We start from the raw sequence: 18,996 nt of genomic DNA, 5'->3' as shown, positions 1-18,996 counted from the left end.
ATTACTCTCTCCCTACGCGAGTGGTGTCGTCACGCTGCGCATTCGCCCGGCGCTGATCCATAATCGAACCGCCGCTGGTACGCGGAGCGCTGCTGTTGGCAGCCGGCGCAGGGTTCGGATTGAGGCGAATCAGGCTGGTATCCTTGTTGCCGCTCTCCGTTGCCGCGCCTTGACCGCGCAGCATCTGATCCAGCGGCAGCACCATCAGGTTGTTGCCTTTGTCGCTCACCAACACCTTACGGGTATGGCCCAGCACTTTTTCCATGGTTTCGATATACAGACGCTCGCGAGTAATCTGCGGTGCGGACTTGTATTCCGGCAACAGCTTGGCAAAGCGCGCCACCTCACCCTGAGCTTCCAGGACGGTACGGTCTTTATAAGCCTTGGAGTCTTCCAGCAGACGCTGCGCCTGGCCGTTCGCACGCGGCTGAACTTCGTTGGCGTAAGCTTCCGCTTCACGGATGTATTGCTGCTCGTTCTCACGCGCAGCGATCGCATCGTCGAACGACGCCTTCACCTCTTCCGGTGGACGCGCCGCCTGGAAGTTGACGTCCAGCAACGTGATACCCATGTTGTAAGGACGAATAGTCTCTTCCAACATGCGCTGCGTATCGTTACGCACCACGGTACGGCCTTCGGTCAGGATGCGGTCCATCGAGTATTTGCCGATCACGCCGCGCAGGGCGCTGTCGGTCGCCTGGCTCAGGCTGTCGTCGGCATTGACGACGCTGAACAGGTACGCTTCCGGGTTGGTCACGCGGTACTGCACGTTCATTTCCACGCGCACCACGTTTTCATCGGAGGTCAGCATCACGCCGGACGCCGCCAGCTCGCGCACGGACTCCACGTTCACCGGACGCACGTCATCGATGAAGGTCGGCTTCCAGTTCAGGCCCGGCTGCACCAGGTGGCTGAACTTACCGAAACGCGTCACAACGCCGCGTTCGGCTTCCTTGATGGTGTAGAAGCCGCTGGCGGCCCAGATCACCACCACGGCAACCGCCGCGATACCGATAATGCGGCCGCTGAAGCCCGGACCAGAGGTGCCGGTGCCGCCGCTATTGCTGTTGGAGCCTTTGCCCCCGCCGAAACCGCTCAATTTCTTGCTCAGTTTGCGGAAGATATCGTCCAAATCAGGTGGCCCTTGATCACGACCGCCTTTGTTGTTACCGCCAGAGTTGCCGCCATTATTATTGCTGCTCCCCCACGGGTCGCGGTCCTGTCCGTTATTACCGGGCTGATTCCACGCCATGTTTTAGCTCCATATTCTGTGATTGGGTACTTCAGGCTTTCGCGAAGCATAAATGTAACAGGATATGATCATACGATAAAGTCAATCAGGTCCTGTTCTTGCTTGCAGAGACGACGCCATTCGACGATCGGCATTCGCACCACCACGCCAATGCTGCCGTCCTCTTCGTTCCACTCTTTTTCAATCGCCTGAAGCTGGTAAAAACGGCTGCGAAGACGGCCTGCCCGTGGCGGTAAGCGCAATTCGTAATGCGCGATCTCCCCCGATAAGCGCTCCGTCAACGCCTGATACAGCAACGGAATACCCTCTCCGCTGGCGGCGGACAGCCACACCCGGATCGGCAGGTTTTCGTCGTTGCGGTCGATACGCGGCACAAAATCGTCCAGCATATCTATTTTGTTCATCACTAACAGTGTAGGAATTTCATCCGAGTCTATCTCCGCCAGCACGGTGTTCACCGCTTCGATGTTCTCATCGACGCGCGGATCTGCGGCATCGATGACGTGCAGTAGCAAAGACGCCTGGCGCGTTTCCTGCAGCGTCGCCTTGAAGGCGGCCACCAGATCGTGCGGCAGGTGCCGGATAAAGCCTACGGTATCCGCCAACACGGTATCCCCCACGTCCGGCACGTCAATGCGCCGCAACGTAGGATCCAGGGTGGCAAATAGCTGGTCCGCCGCATACACCTCGGCAGACGTTATTCGGTTAAACAGGGTGGATTTGCCGGCGTTGGTGTAGCCCACCAGCGATACGGTCGGCACATCGGCACGGGTCCGCGCGCGTCGGCCTTGTTCACGCTGCTTTTCTACCCGCTCCAGGCGGCGCAGAATCAAGCTGATGCGATCGCGCAACAGGCGACGGTCGGTCTCAAGCTGGGTTTCCCCCGGCCCGCGCAGGCCAATCCCCCCTTTTTGCCGCTCCAGGTGCGTCCAACCGCGTACCAGACGCGTGGCGATGTGACGCAACTGCGCCAGCTCCACCTGCAGCTTACCTTCATGGGTGCGGGCACGCTGGGCGAAGATGTCTAAAATCAGCCCGGTGCGATCGATCACCCGGCATTCGCACAGGCGCTCGAGGTTTCTTTCCTGCGCCGGGGAAAGGGAATGATCAAACAGGACAACAGACGCGCCGCTGGCTTTCACCGCATCTGCAATTTCTTCGGCCTTTCCTTCGCCGACAAAGTACTTCGGATGCGGGGCTTTGCGGCTACCAGTCACCACTTGCAAAGCTTCGACACCGGCTGAGGAGACCAGCGATTCGAACTCGCTGAGATCTTCCGTATCTTTGTCTTGCGAGAAATAGATATGAACCAGTACGGCCTGCTCACCGGCTTCATAACGGTCAAACAAGCGTGCAACCTCTCAAACGGACACTCACCGTGAGTTTGGGGGACATAAACAGCCCGCGGCTGCTTATGCTCCCCGTCATGGTTGACTTGCAACGCGCTTTATTCAGCGTCATCGCTTTCCTGCTGCGGCTGTTGCTGCGCAGACGGATTGTTACCATGGTGATAGTTGCTTGAACCGCCGCTCGGATTGTTGCTGTGATGCGAGACCGGGCGTGACGGGACAACGGTAGAGATAGCGTGCTTGTACACCATCTGGCTAACCGTGTTCTTCAACAGGATGACAAACTGGTCAAAAGACTCAATCTGGCCTTGCAGCTTAATACCATTCACCAAATAAATAGAAACCGGAACACGTTCACGACGCAATGCGTTCAGGAACGGATCTTGCAAAGATTGCCCCTTAGCCATTCTATCTTTTCCTTATTTGCTTGTTGTTTGTAACTAAGAACCTGTCGGCTCTAAAATAAACGACGTAAAAAATTTGCGCGCTGAATACTCAGCAATTGTACACAATCACCCAACCTATGCACTAACAACCTGTGTCACCGAGTCCAAAGCCTCTCCCGGCTTTTCACTGTCCAACCAATGGACCGACTCCCAACCCCGTAACCAGGTCATCTGACGTTTAGCCAACTGACGTGTTGCGCAAATACCACGATAAACCATCTCATCGTAACTAATTTCACCAGACAAGTATGACCACATCTGGCGGTAACCGACACAGCGAATGGAGGGCAAGTCCGTATGCAAATCACCCCGTGCGAAAAGTGCACGCGCTTCCGTCTCAAAACCCGCCGCCAACATTTGATGGTACCGCAGCTCGATGCGTTGATGGATCAACTCACGGCTGGTCGGCGCTATCGCAAATTGGTGAACTTGATACGGTAACGATTCACCCGAAATTTGAGTCAGTTCCGTTAAAGTTTTACCCGAAATAAAAAAAACTTCCAGTGCTCTGGACAGTCTCTGCGGATCATTCGGATGAATTCTCACTGCCGCGACCGGATCGATCGCCTGCAACTGACGGTGCAGCGCCTCCCAGCCCTGCTCCGCCGCTTGGCGTTCGATGCGCTCGCGCACCGCGGGATCGGCGGAGGGCAGCGGCGACAATCCTTCCAGCAACGCCTTGAAATACAACATGGTGCCGCCGACCAGCAGCGGAATGCGCCCGGCGGCGGTGATATCGGCCATCTCCTTCAGCGCGTCGGCGCGGAACTCCGCGGCCGAGTAAGCTTCGGCGGGATCGCGAATATCGATCAGCCGATGCGGCGCCTGCGCCAATTCTTCGGCGCTCGGCTTGGCGGTGCCGATATCCATGCCGCGGTAAATCAGCGCGGAATCGACGCTGATCAGTTCCACCGGCAGGCGTTCGCGCAGCGCGATCGCCAGCGCGGTCTTACCTGAGGCGGTCGGCCCCATGATGAAAATAGCCGGGGGACGTGGTGTCATTTCAGTGTTAGTCATGCTTGAGGGCCGCCAGTGCGGCCTGTAAATCAACGGGTTGTAAAAGTCCGCTCGGTGGCGATTTGACCAGCTGCGGGCAAAGTCGTTCAACGTCGGTCAGCAATTGTATCGCTTGCGAGGTGTTCCACTGTTCATGTTCGCTGCCAAGACGGCGAGCGAGCCAGGTGGCCAGCACCGCGGGCGACATCTCCTGATGTTCGGCCAGATAGCCTAACAGTTCGGGTATCAGTTTTTGTAAATTTTGTTGGCGTAATGGTAAAGGCACTGCGCGCAGCGTCACACGGCCGTGATCCGTCTGCAGATCCAGCCCCATCATCGTCAGCAGCGCCTGATGCCGTGCAATGGCCGCCGCTTCGTTCTTATCCAACGTCAGCTTGATCGGTATCAGCAGCGGTTGCGGCCGCAGCCCTTCCGTCGGCGGATTGAGCTGCGCCTGGCGCAGCCAGCGTTCGGCCACCGTCAGATTGAGCAACGCCGGCTGCTGGCGCTGTTCAATCAGCGCGTAGCACGGCGGATGGATCATCAGCACCCGGCCAAAGCTGTGTTGTCCGCTCGCCAACGGCGTTTCCACGGCGGCTTTCGCCGGCGGGAACAGCGGCGGCTTGCTCGAAACTTCCGGCGTCGCATCGGCCGGTGGCTCGGTGGCGGGCTGCATCAGTTTGCCGTACAGCTCGCCTTCGCGTTTCTGGTAACCGCCCGCCGTTTGCCAACCGGGCTGCGGCGCGCGCTCGCGGACGGCGCCGGCCGATGACGGCGTTTCGCGACGCGGCGCCGGCTGAGAAAAATGGTTGCCGCCGGCGGCGACGCGGTTTTCCTGCTGCCAGACCGGCGCGGGCGCTTCGTCGGGCGTTTCCGCCAGCGGCAGCGACGGTGTCTGACCGGCCTGTTGCAGCACGGTGGTCACCGCCTGGTAGATAAAATCGTGTACCAGCCGCGCCTGATGGAAACGCACCTCGTGCTTGGCGGGATGAACGTTGACGTCCACCTGGTGCGGGTCGACTTCCAGATACAGCACGTAAGCGGGCTGCTGATCGTCTTTTAGCTGATCCTGATAGGCCTGACGAATCGCGTGATTGATCAAGCGATCGCGCATCATGCGGCAATTGACGTAGCAGTATTGCATCTCACCCAGCTGGCGCGCCCCCGCCGGATCCGCCACCCAGCCGCGGATACTCAGATCGCCGTGTTGCCAGTCGATGTTCAGCGCATGCTGTAAAAACGCCGGGCCGCAGATGCTGCCCAAACGGCGTTCGTGCTGGCTCTCTTCTTTCGCCGCCCGGTATTGGCGGATCAGTTTGCCGTTGTGGCTGAGGTTGATCGCCACATCGAAACGCGCCAGCGCGATGCGCCGCACCACTTCATCGATATGGCCGAATTCGGTTTTCTCGGTACGCATGAACTTGCGGCGCGCCGGCGTGTTGTAAAACAAATCCAGCACTTCCAGCGTACTGCCGACCGGGTGCGCGGCGGGTTTGACCGTCACCGCCTGCTCGCGCCCTTCGGCATAGGCTTGCCACGCCTCGCTTTGTTCGGCGGTGCGCGACGTCAGGGTCAAACGGGAAACCGAGCTGATACTGGCCAGCGCTTCGCCGCGAAAACCGAGGCTGACGATCGCTTCCAGGTCATCGAGCGTGCTGATTTTACTGGTAGCGTGCCGCGCCAGCGCCAGCGCCAAATCGTCCTTGCCGATGCCGCAGCCGTTGTCGCGAATGCGGATCAGCTTGGCGCCGCCGCGTTCGATATCGATATCGATGCGCGTCGCACCGGCGTCCAGGCTGTTTTCCACCAGCTCTTTGACGACCGACGCGGGGCGTTCAACCACCTCTCCGGCGGCGATCTGGTTGGCGAGCTGTGGCGGTAACACCTGGATAGGCATGCTGACTCCTGTAGCGGTGGCGCTAGGCCTGCGGAATGGTCAGCGTCCGGTCCAGCGGCGCGACGTCCGACTTCAGATTATTGACCCGTTTCAGATCGCCGACGCTGATCCCATAACGAGAAGCGATAGAGGACAGCGTGTCCCCGCGGGCCACTTTATGTTTAGACGGCTTCTTCGCCGGCGTTTTCGCCTTGGCGACGGCGGTGACGGCGGCGGTTTTCCCCGCCGGCACCTTCAGACGTTGCCCGACCCACACGCCGTCTTTTTTCAGTTTGTTCAGATCCCGCAGCGCCGCCATGGTCGTGCCGTAGCTGTCGGCGATGCCGGACAGCGTCTCCGCCCGTTTCACCACATGGATCTGAGTCTTGCCGCTTACGCTGCGGCTCGCGCCGGCCGAGCTCACGATAGGCTCCGGCTGGCGCACGTCTGGTGTTGAGGTGTTAACCGCCGCTGCGACGTCCAGCGGTCGGTTTTCCACCTTTGGGTCGGCTTGCAGCGGATGCGCCAGGAAGTAGCTGCGCAGGCCGTTATGAATGGCCTTGGCAATCTTCTCCTGATACGCGCTACTGCCCAGCAGCCGCTCCTCCGTGCTATTACTGATAAATCCGGTTTCCACCAGCAGCGAGGGAATATCCGGCGAACGCAATACACCCAGGCTGGCGTGTTCCGGCCGGCGTTTATGCAACGATCCGACGCTCTGCAGCTGCTGCAGCACCTTCACCGCCACATCGTACCCGACGCGCTGCGAGTGGCCGAACTGCAGGTCCAGCACCGCCTGGCTCAGATAAGGATCGGCCTGGCTGTTGGCCAGCAAATCGCCGGCGCCGCCGAGCAACTCAGACTGCTTCTCATGCTGTTCGAGCCAGCCGGCCATTTCGCTGTTGGCGCGGCGATTGGACAGCACCCAGACGGAAGCCCCGCTGGCGCTGCGGTTCGGCGCGGCGTCGGCGTGGATGGAGACCAGCACGTTGGCACCCTGTTTACGCGCAACGTCGGAACGCCCCATGACCGAGATGAAATAGTCGCCGTTACGCGTCAGCACCGGTTTGAACTGCGGATCGGCGTCCAGCATCGCCTGCAGGCGGCGCGCGATGGCGATGGTGACGTTCTTTTCTTTCAGCCCGCTCGGGCCAATGGCGCCCGGATCCTGGCCGCCGTGGCCGGCGTCGATCGCTACCACCACCCGATCGCCGGAACCGGCGGAAACGCGGCTACTGCGCGGCGTCACCTCGGTGGCGGTGCCTGCAACCACGGTCTGTTTATGGGTAAAGGGATTCGATCCCGTCGGCGCTTTGCGCAGCGGCGGCTCCGGCGCTTCACGCACCGCCACCGGCGCCTGGCGCGGTGGCTGGCTGACCGTGACGGGTGCCTGACGCGGCGGTGGATTGACCGCAACCGGCGCTTTACGCACTACGGTATTGGCACTGCCTTCGGCCGTGATAGTGAACACTACGGTGTGCACGCCGCCGTTCTGGCGGGTGGCGACGCGGGTTTTGGCGCGCTGCGTCAGATCAAACACCAAACGCACGCTCTGAGCGTCTTTCGGCGCGCTGGAGCGAATGCTCTTCACCAGGTTTTGGCCGCTGAAATTGAGCGGCAGGCCGCCGACCTTGCCTTTCTGGTTGACGTCAAGCACCACGCGCTCCGGGCCGTGCAGCGGGAAAAACGCGTAGTCCGGTGGACCATTGAAGCTCACCGACACCGTCGCTTCGCGTTGGGCGTTGGACACTTTGATATCGGACAGCGAGGACGCCGCCAGCACGTTCAACGCGCCGAGCGGCCCCAGCACGGCGATCAGCATGATGACCGCAAATTTTTTCAACACATGCGTCATTGCAGCATCATCCCTGTGATCCATGAATGCGGTCTAACAGCTGGCTGCCGTATGCGGAAATCGCCTCGATCTTCGCCTCTCGCCCCTCGCCCTGATAGCTGAGGTGCAGCGCCAGATCCGGCTCCGGCAGCACGCCAGTGCCCTGCTGCGGCCATTCGACCAGGCAGATGGCGTCTTGCGCGAAGTAATCGCGAATGCCCATAAATTCAAGCTCTTCCGGATCGGCCAGGCGATACAGATCGAAGTGATACACCGCCAGCGGCTGCAAGGCATAGGGTTCCACCAGCGTGTAGGTTGGGCTTTTGACGTTGCCCTGATGCCCCAACGCCTGCAGGAAACCACGGCTGAAGGTGGTTTTACCGGCGCCCAGGTCGCCGTAGAGATAGATGACGCTGGCGCGATCGCAGGCCTTGGCCAAAGTGGTGCCCAAAGCGACAGTCGCTGCCTCGTCCGGCAGAGGTAAAACGAGTTCTTTCATTCGATAAAGTCTATTTTGCCCACTCAGGGTTAACGAAATGAAGGATGTCCGGCAGTAAATCGGTCGCCAACATGCCTCTTGTTCCTTGTCTTTCCGCTACGCGATCGCCGGCCGCGCCGTGTACGACGCAGCCCGCACAGGCGGCATCATACAGCGAGAGCTTTTGCGCCAGCAAACCGCCGATGATGCCCGACAGCACATCGCCCATGCCGCCGGAGGCCATGCCGGCGTTGCCGACGTCGGCGATCGCCATCTGCCCCTGCTCATCGGCGATCAGCGTACCGGCGCCTTTTAGCACCGCCACGCCGCCGTAGCGTGCCGTCAGCTTACGCACGGCAAGTAAGCGATCACTCTCGATGTCGACAGTGCTGCAGCTCAACAGCCGCGCAGCCTCTCCAGGATGCGGAGTCATCACGCGATTCTGCCGTTTCTCGGGATTTAATGCCAGCAAGTTCAGCGCATCGGCGTCCCACAAGGCCGGTTTATCGCTGGTTTGCAGCACGTTCAAGGCATTTTTGCCCCACTCAGCCTGGCCAAGCCCCGGACCGATCACCAGCACATCCGCCCATTGCATCGCCTGCCGAAGCGTCGTCTCGTCCAGCGCCTGCGCCATCAACTCCGGCCTGGCCGCCAGCAGCGGCGCGACGTGCTCAATGTGAGTAAGCACTCGCACCAACCCAGCCCCGCTGCGCAGCGCCGCTTCCGCCGCCATGCGAATGGCGCCACCGAACCCGCGATCGCCGCCCACCAACAGCAGACGGCCATGCTCGCCTTTATGGGCACAGGGACGACGCGGATGCAGCCAGCGCGGTAACACCTCGGCGGTAAGCCGCTGAATCTGCTCCGGTTGCTTCGCCAGCCAATCCGATAAGCCTAGCGTATTCTGATGAAGTTGCCCGACCCAGTCGCGCGCCTGCCCGGTCAGCAAACCCGGCTTGAGGCCAATGAACGTGATGGTGTGCGCGGCACGCACGACCGGGCCCGGCGTCGCGCCACTTTCCGCCAGCAGGCCGGACGGGATATCGAGCGCCACCACCGGCGCCGAATGGCGGTTGACGGCCTCGATCAGCGCGTCGTAGGGCGCACGCGGCGCGCTGCCCAGGCCGGTGCCTAGCAGGCCATCAATGATGAGCGAAACAGACGCCGGCCAGCGGCTGTTCGCCGGTAGAATGTCGCCGCCGGCAGCCAGCCAGGCCTCGCGGGCCGCTGCGGCCTCCGGCGGCAAAGGCCGCGCGCCTTCGCAGGCGATCAGCGTCACCTGCACGCCCGCCGCCTTCGCCAAACGCGCCACCACATAGCCGTCGCCGCCGTTGTTGCCGTGGCCACAGAGCACCAGCCAGTGGTTGCAGGAGGGATAAGTGTCGCGCGCCAGAACGTAGGCCGCCTGACCGGCGCGCAGCATTAAATCGTAAAGAGAAAGACCGAGCGAGGCCGCCGCCGCGGGTTCCGAGCGACGGATCCAATCCGCAGGCCAGACAGAGTGTGGTAAACTGTCAGCGTATGCTTTTTCACTGTGGCCCGTCATGACGCACCCCCTCGATCTCCATCAACTCGCCCAACATATCAAGCAATGGGGGCAATCGCTAGGATTCCAGCAGGTTGGCATCTGCGATACCGATCTGAGCCTGGAAGAGCCGAAGCTGCAGGCCTGGCTCGACAAGCAGTACCACGGCGAGATGGAATGGATGGCGCGCCACGGCATGTTGCGCGCGCGCCCTCACGAGCTGTTGCCGGGCACGCTGCGGGTGATCAGCGTGCGCATGAACTACCTGCCGGCCAAGGCGGCGTTTGCCAGCACCCTGCAGAACCCGCAACTGGGCTACGTCAGCCGCTACGCGCTGGGGCGCGACTATCACAAGCTGTTGCGCCAGCGTCTGAAAAAGCTGGGCGATCAGATCCAGGAATACTGCGGCGAGTTGAATTTTCGCCCCTTTGTCGATTCTGCGCCGGTGATGGAGCGCGCGCTGGCCGCCAAAGCGGGCATTGGCTGGGTTGGTAAACACTCACTAATTCTCAACCGTGAAGGCGGGTCGTGGTTTTTCCTCGGCGAACTGCTGATCGACCTGCCATTGCCGGTGGATCAGCCGCAGGAAGAGCAGTGCGGCCGCTGCGTTGCCTGCATCACCACCTGCCCGACCGGCGCCATCGTCGCGCCCTACACCGTCGATGCCCGGCGCTGCATCTCCTACCTGACCATCGAGCTGGAAGGCGCGATCCCGGAAGAATTCCGTCCGCTGCTCGGCAACCGCATCTACGGCTGCGACGACTGCCAGCTGATTTGCCCGTGGAACCGCTTTTCTCAGCTCACCGACGAAGACGATTTCAGCCCCCGCGCCGCGCTGCATGCGCCGCAGCTGCTCGATCTGTTCAACTGGACGGAAGAAAAATTCCTGCGCATCACCGAAGGCTCGGCGATACGCCGCATCGGCCACCTGCGCTGGCTGCGCAATATCGCAGTGGCGCTGGGCAATGCGCCCTACGAAGACAGCATCGTGCTCGCACTGCGCACGCGTTTGGGCCAAGACGCCATGCTGGATGAACATATCCACTGGGCGCTGGCGCAACAGCTCGCTCGCCGCGAAGCGCAGGGTATCGAGGTGCAGACGGCGCAGAAAAAGCGGCTGATACGGGCTGTGGAAAAAGGTTTGCCAAGGGATGCCTGACGGCGTACGCCATTCAGGCGTATCGCCGGAAGACTCACTCTGTGGATTTGTGCATAAAAATAAAAACACGTTGTCTTTCAACTGCAACAAAAAGAGCAAGTGATCGGCATAACGTTTTGGGATAAATAAATAAGCATATAAATCAAATAGATAAATATTTAATTTGTATGACGTTGATTTTTCAGGCAGGCGAGTTTATGTACAGAGGCTGTGGATAACTCTGTTTACAACATTTTTACCAGGCGTGTAAAACGGGACAAAAACCCGCGCCGAATAAGGCGTTGGATTTGAGTTTGAAACGAAGAGAAAATTGGAGCGGGAAACGAGACTCGAACTCGCGACCCCGACCTTGGCAAGGTCGTGCTCTACCAACTGAGCTATTCCCGCATTGAGATGCTTTTGGCATCCGGCCACCAAACACTGGCGTGACCTTTGAATTTTTGGAGCGGGAAACGAGGCTCGAACTCGCGACCTCAACCTTGGCAAGGTTGCGCTCTACCAACTGAGCTATTCCCGCGTCGCATAGGTACTGCTTGATACTGCTTTATTTATTCATCATGCCGCATCGCGGCATTGTTGAATTTGGAGCGGGAAACGAGACTCGAACTCGCGACCCCGACCTTGGCAAGGTCGTGCTCTACCAACTGAGCTATTCCCGCCCGGCGTATCGATGGTGGAACGTTACGAAATTCTTCATCGGTACGGGGTGCGCATTATACGAGAAATCCTTTTTGTCGCAAGCCCCTGAAAGCAAAAAAACGCGATTTTTGTTTGATTGCCGATTAAAGCGCCAGATTGGCGAATTAAGCGGCTAAAAACGGCGTTTTTTCCCCGCAGGGGCCGTCATCGCTTTAAAGCTGAATGAAATGTTCGCGGTAATAAGCCAGTTCGGCCACCGATTCACGGATGTCATCCAGCGCCTGATGGGTGCCCTGCTTCTTAAAGCCGCCGAGAATTTCAGGCTTCCAACGGCGCGCCAGCTCCTTCAGCGTGCTGACGTCCAGATAGCGGTAATGGAAGTAGGCCTCCAGCTCCGGCATATAACGGAACAAGAAACGGCGATCCTGGCCCACGCTGTTGCCGCAGATCGGCGATTTGCCGGCCGGTACCCACTGCTGCAGGAAGGCTATCGTTTCCAGCTCAGCGGCGCGATCGTCCTGGCGGCTGGCTTTCACCCGCTCCACCAGCCCGCTGCCGGTATGGGTGCGCACGTTCCACTCGTCCATCAAGGCCAGCTGCTCGTCGGATTGGTGCACGGCGATCACCGGCCCTTCCGCCAGGATGTTCAGGTTGGCGTCGGTGACCAGCGTGGCGATCTCAATAATGCGGTCACGCTCGGGATCCAGCCCGGTCATCTCCAAATCGATCCAAATCAGGTTATTTTCGTTTCCTGTCATGATGTTTCCTGCCTAAAAGCCGAGAGAAAAACGCTGTGCGGACGAGACGACGGGCGCCGCCGGTGGCAACGCGCCGCAGCCGGCGGCTAACAACGGTTATTTAATATAAAATAGCGTGTATCATAGTCTTTTTGGTCGCCATCGGCGACATATACCCTGACGGGTTCAAGGCTGCGCCCGGGGCTAGTCCCTCGCCGCAGCTGTGCGTATACGTAAAGGTATAAAACCGATTCAAGTGAGGCGCAGTGAGTAAGAACAAACTGTCCAAAGGTCAGCAACGCCGCGTGCAGGCGAACCATCAGCGCCGTCTGAAACGCGCTGATAACAAACCGGAACCGGATGATTCCCAGCTGGGCGAGCCGCAGGAAGGCGTCGTCATCAGCCGTTTCGGCATGCACGCCGACGTTGAGGCGCCGGATGGCACTCAGCACCGCTGCAATATCCGCCGCACGCTGCGTTCGCTGGTCACCGGCGATCGCGTGGTGTGGCGCCCCGGCCTGGGCACCCATGAAGGGGTAAAAGGCATTGTGGAAGCGGTGCACGAGCGCACCTCGGTGCTGACGCGCCCGGACTTCTACGACGGCGTGAAACCGATCGCCGCCAATATCAATCAGATCGTCATCGTGTCAGCGATCCTGCCCGAGCTGTCGCTGAACATCATCGACCGCTATCTGGTGGCCTGCGAAACGCTCGAAGTCGAGCCGCTGATCGTGCTCAACAAAATTGACCTGCTGGACGCCGAAGCGCGCAAGCTGGTCGACGGCATGATGGATATCTATCGCAAGATTGGCTACCGGGTGCTGGAAGTCTCCAGCCAGACGCGGGAAGGCATGGCGGAATTCGAACAGGCGCTCGCCGGGCGCATCAGCATCTTCGCCGGCCAGTCGGGAGTCGGCAAGTCCAGCCTGCTGAACGCGCTGCTGCCGCCGTCTGAAGAGCAAATTCTGGTAAATCAGGTTTCCGACGTCTCGGGCCTCGGGCAACATACCACCACCGCCGCGCGGCTGTACCATTTCCAGCACGGTGGCGACGTGATCGACTCCCCGGGGGTGCGCGAGTTTGGCCTGTGGCACCTGGAGCCGGAACAAATCACCCGCGGCTTTGTCGAATTCCGTGATTATTTAGGCGGTTGCAAATTCCGCGACTGCCGCCACGATACCGATCCCGGCTGCGCCATCCGCGCGGCGATGGAGAAAGGCGATATCGCGGAAGAGCGTTTCGACAACTATCACCGCATTCTGGAAAGCATGGCTCAGGTGAAGGTTCGCAAGAACTTCACGGACGCCGCAGACTGACACTGACGGGCGAGCATTGACGACGGCGAGGCCCTCGTTACAATGCGCGCCCTTTACCCTGATTCACGAGGTTAACGTGCTGGATAGCATCAAGATTAAACTGCAATATTGGCTACCGAAGCTGGCGCTGACCCGCCTGGCGGGCTGGGGCGCCGACAAACAGGCAGGCTGGCTGACCCAACTGGTGGTCAAAACCTTCGCCCGCTACTACCGCGTGGACATGCAGGAAGCGCAAAACCCGGACCTGACGTCTTACGCTACCTTCAACGACTTCTTCGTGCGCCCGCTGCGCGATGGTGCGCGCCCGATCATCGCCGACGCCAACTGGCTGGCGCTGCCTGCCGATGGCGCCATCAGCCAGCTCGGCCCGATCCGCGAGGATCAAATCTTCCAGGCCAAAGGCCACCACTACAGCCTGGAAGCACTGCTGGCCGGCAACTACCTGTTGGCCGAGCCGTTCCGCAACGGCCTGTTCGCCACTACCTACCTGGCACCGCGCGACTATCACCGCGTACACATGCCGTGCGCCGGCGTACTGCGCGAAATGATCTATGTACCGGGCGATCTGTTCTCGGTCAACCCGCTCACCGCCGCCAACGTGCCTAACCTGTTCGCTCGCAACGAGCGCGTGATCTGCGTATTCGACACTGACATCGGGCCGATGGTGCAAATCCTGGTCGGCGCCACCATCGTCGGCAGCATCGAAACCATCTGGGCCGGCACCGTCACGCCGCCGCGCGAAGGCATCATCAAACGCTGGACCTACCCGGCCGCCGGCGAAGAAGGCGCCATCGCGCTGGAAAAAGGCGCCGAGATGGGCCGTTTCAAACTCGGCTCCACGGTGATCAACCTGTTTACCGCAGGCAGCGTGCAGTTTGCGCCGCAGCTGCATAACGGCACCGTCACCCGCATGGGTGAGGCCTTCGCCGAAATCCCGGCCGCCGCTGAAACACCACAGACCCCGCTCTAAAGGAATCGACGCCGTGCGCCTGATCATCACGCTTTTGCTCGGTTGCCTGCTGTGGCAACCGGCGCTGGCCGCCCCCGTGCCGACCGAGAACCAGCTCAAACAGGAGCTGAAGCAGGCGGAAAGCAGCAAAAACGCGCCGAATCAGGCGGAAACCACCGAGGCGCTGCAAAGCGCCCTCAACTGGCTGACGGAGCGTAAAGAGTCGCAGACTCGCTCCGAGCAGTATCAGAGGGTGATCGACGATTTCCCGAAGATGACGCAGGAGCTGCGCCGTCAGCTGGTGCTGGAAAGCAACAAGATCCTGCCGAACGGCGACGATCTGCCGGCCGCCGAGCTGGAACAGCAGATCCTGCAAACCAGCAGCCTGCTGCTGGAACAGGCGCGCCTGCTGCAGCAAGAGCAGGATCGCACGCGGGAAATCAGCGATTCGCTCGGCCAACTGCCGCAGCAGCAGACCGACGCCCGCCGCGCGCTGACCGAAGTGCAGCGCCGTCTGCAGGCGCAGCCCGCCAACCCGACCACCCCGTACGCGCAGGCCGCCCTGGCCCTGCTGCAGACCGAAGCCGCGGCGCGCAAAGCCAAAGTGGACGAGCTGGAGCTGGCGCAGCTGTCGGCCAACAACCGTCAGGAGCTGGCGCGCATGCGCGCCGAGGTCTATAAAAAGCGCCACGAGAAAATAGACGTTCAGCTGCAAGCGCTGCGCAACAACCTCAACGCCCAGCGCCAACGCGAAGCGGAACTGGCGCTGGAAAAAACCGAGCAGCTGGCCGAGCAGAACGGCGACTTGCCAAAAAGCCTCAGCCAACAGCTGCAGATCAACCGCGAACTGTCCGCCGCGCTGAACAGCCAGGCGCAGCGCATGGATCTGATTTCATCGCAGCAGCGGCAGGCGGCGGCGCAGACGCTGCAGGTGCGCCAGGCGCTGAGCACCATTATCGAACAGGCCCAGTGGCTCGGCTCGTCGTCGGCGTTAGGGGAAACCCTGCGCGCCCAGGTGGCAACGCTGCCGGAAATGCCCAAGCCGCAACAGCTGGACGGCGACATGGCCCAGCTGCGCGTGCAGCGCCTGCAGTTTGAAAATCAACTGGAAAAACTGTCGCAGCGCGAATTCAAACGCGACGACGGCAGCGCGCTGACCAACCAGGAGCAGCGCATCGTCGATGCTCAGCTGCGCACCCAGCGCGAACTGCTCAACTCGTTGCTGTCCGGTTGCGACACCCAAATCCTCGAGCTGACCAAGCTGAAGGTGGCCAACACCCAGCTGATCGAAGCGTTGAACGAGATCCGCGACGCCACCCACCGCTATCTGTTCTGGGTGCCGGACGTCAATCCGATCAACTTCTCTTATCCGCTCAACGTGGCGCACGATCTGACGCGCGTCCTGTCGCTGGACACGCTGTCGCAGCTCGGCGGTGCCTTCATGATGATGGTGACCAGCCGCGAAACGCTGATCCCGATCTTCGGCGCCCTGCTGCTGGTGATTTTCAGCATCAGTTCGCGCAAGCACTATCACGCCTTCCTCGAGCGCGCCAGCAGCCGCGTCGGCAAGGTGACGCAGGACGAATTCTTCCTGACGGTGCGCACCGTGTTCTGGTCGATTCTGGTGGCGATGCCGCTGCCGGTGCTGTGGGCCGCGCTCGGCTACGGCCTGCAGAGCGCCTGGAACTACCCGGTGGCGGAAGCGATCGGCAAAGGGGTGACCGCCACGCTGCCGATCCTGTGGATCTGCATGATCTGCGCCGCCTTCGCCCATCCGCAGGGGTTGTTCATCGTGCACTTCCGCTGGCCGGCGAAGCAGGTTTCGCGCGCCATGCGCTACTACAAGATGTCGATCTGGCTGATCGTGCCGCTGATCATGGCGCTGATCACCTTCGATAGCCTGAAAGAGCGCGAGTTCGCCAACACCCTGGGGCGGCTGTGCTTCATCCTGCTGTGTCTGGCGCTGGCGCTGGTCACCCACAGCCTGAAGCGCGCCGGTATCCCGCTGTATCTGGATAAAAACGGCTCCGGCGACAACATGCTCAACAGCGCCTTCTGGGGGCTGCTGCTGTCGGCGCCGCTGTTGGCGGCACTGGCCTCGACCGTCGGTTACCTCACCACCGCGCAGGCGCTGTTGGCGCGCCTGGAAACCTCGGTGGCGATCTGGTTCCTGCTGCTGGTCATCTACCACATCATCCGCCGCTGGATGCTGATCCAACGGCGTCGCATCGCCTTCGATCGCGCCAAACAGCGCCGCGCAGACATCCTGGCCCAGCGCGCCCGCGGCGAAGACGAAACCTCGCACACCCCGAACAGCACCGAAGGCGCCATCGATCCGGACGATTCGGACTTCGATCTGGACACCATCAGCGCCCAGTCGCTGCGGCTGGTGCGGTCGATCCTGACGCTGATCGCGCTGGTGTCGGTGATCGTACTGTGGTCGGAGATCCACTCCGCGTTCGCCTTCCTGGAAAACATCTCGCTGTGGGACGTGACCTCGACGGTGAACGGCGTGGAAACCGCCCATCCGATCACCCTCGGCGCGGTCCTGATTGCCATTCTGGTGTTGATCATCACCATGCAGCTGGTGCGCAACCTGCCGGCGCTACTGGAGCTGGCGGTGCTGCAGCACCTGGATCTGACGCCGGGCACCGGCTACGCCATCACCACCATCACCAAGTACCTGCTGCTGGTGTTCGGCGCGGTGCTCAGCTTCGCCTGGATCGGCATCGAATGGTCGAAACTGCAGTGGGTGGTTACCGCGCTCAGTCTGGGGTTGGGCTTCGGCATGCAGGAGATCTTCTCCAACTTCATCTCCGGCCTGATCATCCTGTTCGAGAAACCGATCCGCATCGGCGACACCGTGACGATCCGCAACCTGACCGGCACCGTCACCAAGATCAACACCCGCGCCACCACCATCTCGGACTGGGACCGCAAAGAGATCATCGTGCCGAACAAAGCCTTCATCACCGAACAGTTCGTCAACTGGTCGCTGTCGGATAACCTGACCCGTGTGGTGCTGACCGTACCGGCGCCGGGCGAAGCCAACAGCGAAGAAGTGACCAAGATCCTGATGAACGCCGCCGAGCGCTGCTCGCTGGTGCTGGATAACCCGGCGCCGGAGGTTTACCTGGTTGATCTGCAACAGGGCATCCAGATCTTCGAGATGCGTATTTACGCCGCCGAGATGGGCCACCGTATGCCGCTGCGTCACGAGATCCACCAGTTGATCTTGGCGGGCTACCGCGAGCACGGCATCACGCTGCCGTACCCGCCGTTCCAGGTGCGCACCGAGACGCTGTCACGGTTGACCAACAACGGCCGTACGCCGCCGTCCACGCCGGCGCCGAACACCAAGCGCGACGCCGGGGGCCTGTAAGCGGTTCTCGCGATAAAAATCTATGGTCACCCCCGTTTTTGCAACACCGATTTTGATTTATGATGGGCTTGCTTAAATCTATACGGCGTCTGATGGGTAACACTGCGTTACCCGCGCCACGATGAAGTCCGCACCTGTTGAACCTGAAAAGGGTCTCGGCTTCAAAGAGCCATTTTTTATGTCAGGTTCATCAGCAGGTCGCTGTGCCGTTCATGTCATCATAATCAGTCGTCGCAAAACCAGGTCGTAACTGGGTATCCAAAGCGCTGACAGCTCTAACTGCCAGCGCTTTTTATTGGCTAAAAACGGTGCGATGCGCCGTGATAGCCCAGGCTATCCTGGCCAGTTTATTGGCCAGTCCACAGGCCACCACGTTCGAGTGATGCCGCGTCAACTGAACCTTCACCCACTCAGCCAGACGCCCCGGGTTATGCTCCAGCCTCTGCATAAAGGCCCGGGCACATTGGACCAGCAGGCGACGCAAATTTTTATCTCCCCGCTTGCTGATGCCCATCAGCGTATTTTTCCCGCCTGTGCTGTATTGCCGCGGCACCAGCCCCGTCGAGGCGGCGAAGTCCCGGCTGCCGGCATAATTTTTCCCATCGCCCAACTTCGTGGCCAACAGACTGGCGGTTATCATGCCGACACCGGGAATGCTCAGCAGGCGCTGCGTGGCCTCGTCATCCGCCATATGCGTTTTTAACTCTTGTTCGACGCCCTCAATCTGTTCGCTGAGATAGACGTAATGTTGACGGAGCAGCAGCAGCAGCCGGGTTAAATACGGCGGTAATGGATGCTCTTCGAGCACGGCGGTCAGGCGTCGGATAACGGCTATACCGCGTGGCATGCTGATACCAAACTCCAGCAGAAAGCCGTGCATCTGGTTGGTGGTTTTTACCCGTTCTTTGACGAACGCATCCCGGACACGATGCAGCGCCCCCATTGCCTGTTGGTCTTCGGTTCTTGGCGTCACGAAGCGCATGGAAGGGCGTGAGGCGGCTTCGCAGATGGCTTCGGCGTCGATGAAGTCGTTTTTGTTGCTCTTGACGAATGGCCGG

Annotated in this window: 14 protein-coding genes and 3 tRNA genes; 4 read left to right on the top strand and 13 right to left on the bottom strand. The window is 60.5% G+C overall.

Features of this window, described 5'->3' with window-relative positions:
* Nucleotide 1 precedes the first annotated feature (1 nt).
* From hflK to nnr, 8 genes are all read right to left on the bottom strand, one after another.
* Nucleotides 2–1,252 carry an FtsH protease activity modulator HflK gene (hflK, locus tag ACJ8IL_RS13440; protein WP_025305021.1) on the bottom strand — a complete coding sequence of 417 codons (1,251 nt, stop codon included), beginning with the start codon at nt 1,250–1,252 and terminating at the stop codon, nt 2–4.
* Between the two features lie 68 nt (nt 1,253–1,320).
* Nucleotides 1,321–2,601 (bottom strand): ribosome rescue GTPase HflX, encoded by a 1,281-nt coding sequence (hflX, locus tag ACJ8IL_RS13435; protein ID WP_147823156.1) that lies wholly within the window; start codon nt 2,599–2,601, stop codon nt 1,321–1,323.
* A 98-nt stretch (nt 2,602–2,699) separates the two neighbouring features.
* A complete protein-coding gene (hfq, locus tag ACJ8IL_RS13430; protein ID WP_004933678.1) occupies nt 2,700–3,008 on the bottom strand; it encodes an RNA chaperone Hfq in 309 nt (102 codons plus the stop codon).
* A gap of 114 nt (nt 3,009–3,122) precedes the next feature.
* A complete protein-coding gene (gene miaA / locus ACJ8IL_RS13425; protein ID WP_025305020.1) occupies nt 3,123–4,064 on the bottom strand; it encodes a tRNA (adenosine(37)-N6)-dimethylallyltransferase MiaA in 942 nt (313 codons plus the stop codon).
* Nucleotides 4,057–5,940, bottom strand: a complete 1,884-nt coding sequence (gene mutL / locus ACJ8IL_RS13420; RefSeq protein WP_099817065.1) for a DNA mismatch repair endonuclease MutL — start codon at nt 5,938–5,940, stop codon at nt 4,057–4,059. The genes miaA and mutL overlap by 8 nt, the downstream gene beginning before the upstream one ends.
* Nucleotides 5,941–5,962: 22 nt before the next feature.
* Nucleotides 5,963–7,774, bottom strand: coding sequence for an N-acetylmuramoyl-L-alanine amidase AmiB (gene amiB, locus ACJ8IL_RS13415; protein WP_164068206.1), 1,812 nt, complete (start codon nt 7,772–7,774; stop codon nt 5,963–5,965).
* A 7-nt stretch (nt 7,775–7,781) separates the two neighbouring features.
* On the bottom strand, nt 7,782–8,252 hold the full coding sequence (gene tsaE / locus ACJ8IL_RS13410; RefSeq protein WP_025305017.1) for a tRNA (adenosine(37)-N6)-threonylcarbamoyltransferase complex ATPase subunit type 1 TsaE: 471 nt from the start codon (nt 8,250–8,252) through the stop codon (nt 7,782–7,784).
* Nucleotides 8,253–8,262: 10 nt separating this feature from the next.
* A complete protein-coding gene (nnr, locus tag ACJ8IL_RS13405; protein ID WP_164068204.1) occupies nt 8,263–9,777 on the bottom strand; it encodes a bifunctional ADP-dependent NAD(P)H-hydrate dehydratase/NAD(P)H-hydrate epimerase in 1,515 nt (504 codons plus the stop codon).
* Between nnr and queG the strand changes: the two genes are divergently transcribed.
* Nucleotides 9,776–10,915, top strand: a complete 1,140-nt coding sequence (gene queG, locus ACJ8IL_RS13400) for a tRNA epoxyqueuosine(34) reductase QueG (RefSeq protein ID WP_442516593.1) — start codon at nt 9,776–9,778, stop codon at nt 10,913–10,915. The two genes, nnr and queG, sit on opposite strands and share 2 nt — an antisense overlap.
* 311 nt (nt 10,916–11,226) lie before the next feature.
* On the opposite strand, the gene ACJ8IL_RS13395 is transcribed toward queG, so the two are convergent.
* The 4 genes from ACJ8IL_RS13395 to orn all read right to left on the bottom strand — a co-directional run bounded on the left by ACJ8IL_RS13395 (nt 11,227) and on the right by orn (nt 12,312).
* A tRNA-Gly gene (locus ACJ8IL_RS13395) sits at nt 11,227–11,302 on the bottom strand.
* 54 nt (nt 11,303–11,356) lie between these two features.
* Nucleotides 11,357–11,432: transfer RNA gene (locus ACJ8IL_RS13390), tRNA-Gly, on the bottom strand.
* A gap of 66 nt (nt 11,433–11,498) precedes the next feature.
* Nucleotides 11,499–11,574: transfer RNA gene (locus tag ACJ8IL_RS13385), tRNA-Gly, on the bottom strand.
* Between the two features lie 192 nt (nt 11,575–11,766).
* Nucleotides 11,767–12,312 carry an oligoribonuclease gene (gene orn, locus ACJ8IL_RS13380; RefSeq protein WP_004929689.1) on the bottom strand — a complete coding sequence of 182 codons (546 nt, stop codon included), beginning with the start codon at nt 12,310–12,312 and terminating at the stop codon, nt 11,767–11,769.
* Nucleotides 12,313–12,557: 245 nt separating this feature from the next.
* Between orn and rsgA the strand changes: the two genes are divergently transcribed.
* From rsgA to mscM, 3 genes are all read left to right on the top strand, one after another.
* Nucleotides 12,558–13,607, top strand: coding sequence for a small ribosomal subunit biogenesis GTPase RsgA (rsgA, locus tag ACJ8IL_RS13375; protein WP_004929686.1), 1,050 nt, complete (start codon nt 12,558–12,560; stop codon nt 13,605–13,607).
* A 76-nt stretch (nt 13,608–13,683) separates the two neighbouring features.
* Complete coding sequence (gene asd / locus ACJ8IL_RS13370; protein WP_025305014.1) at nt 13,684–14,577, top strand: archaetidylserine decarboxylase; 894 nt, start codon at nt 13,684–13,686, stop codon at nt 14,575–14,577.
* Nucleotides 14,578–14,590: 13 nt separating this feature from the next.
* The gene (gene mscM, locus ACJ8IL_RS13365) at nt 14,591–17,938 is read left to right on the top strand and encodes a miniconductance mechanosensitive channel MscM (protein WP_334274110.1); all 3,348 of its coding nucleotides are present in this window, start codon (nt 14,591–14,593) and stop codon (nt 17,936–17,938) included.
* A 292-nt stretch (nt 17,939–18,230) separates the two neighbouring features.
* On the opposite strand, the gene ACJ8IL_RS13360 is transcribed toward mscM, so the two are convergent.
* The coding region (locus ACJ8IL_RS13360; RefSeq protein WP_442516592.1) for an IS110 family transposase at nt 18,231–18,996 on the bottom strand (766 nt) is incomplete at its 5' end.

The sequence above is a fragment of the Serratia sp. CY47444 genome (genome assembly GCF_052168635.1).
GTDB lineage: Bacteria > Pseudomonadota > Gammaproteobacteria > Enterobacterales > Enterobacteriaceae > Serratia > Serratia bockelmannii.
Note: the sequence above shows the minus strand (reverse complement) of the source record. Positions and strands in the feature narration are given on the sequence as shown.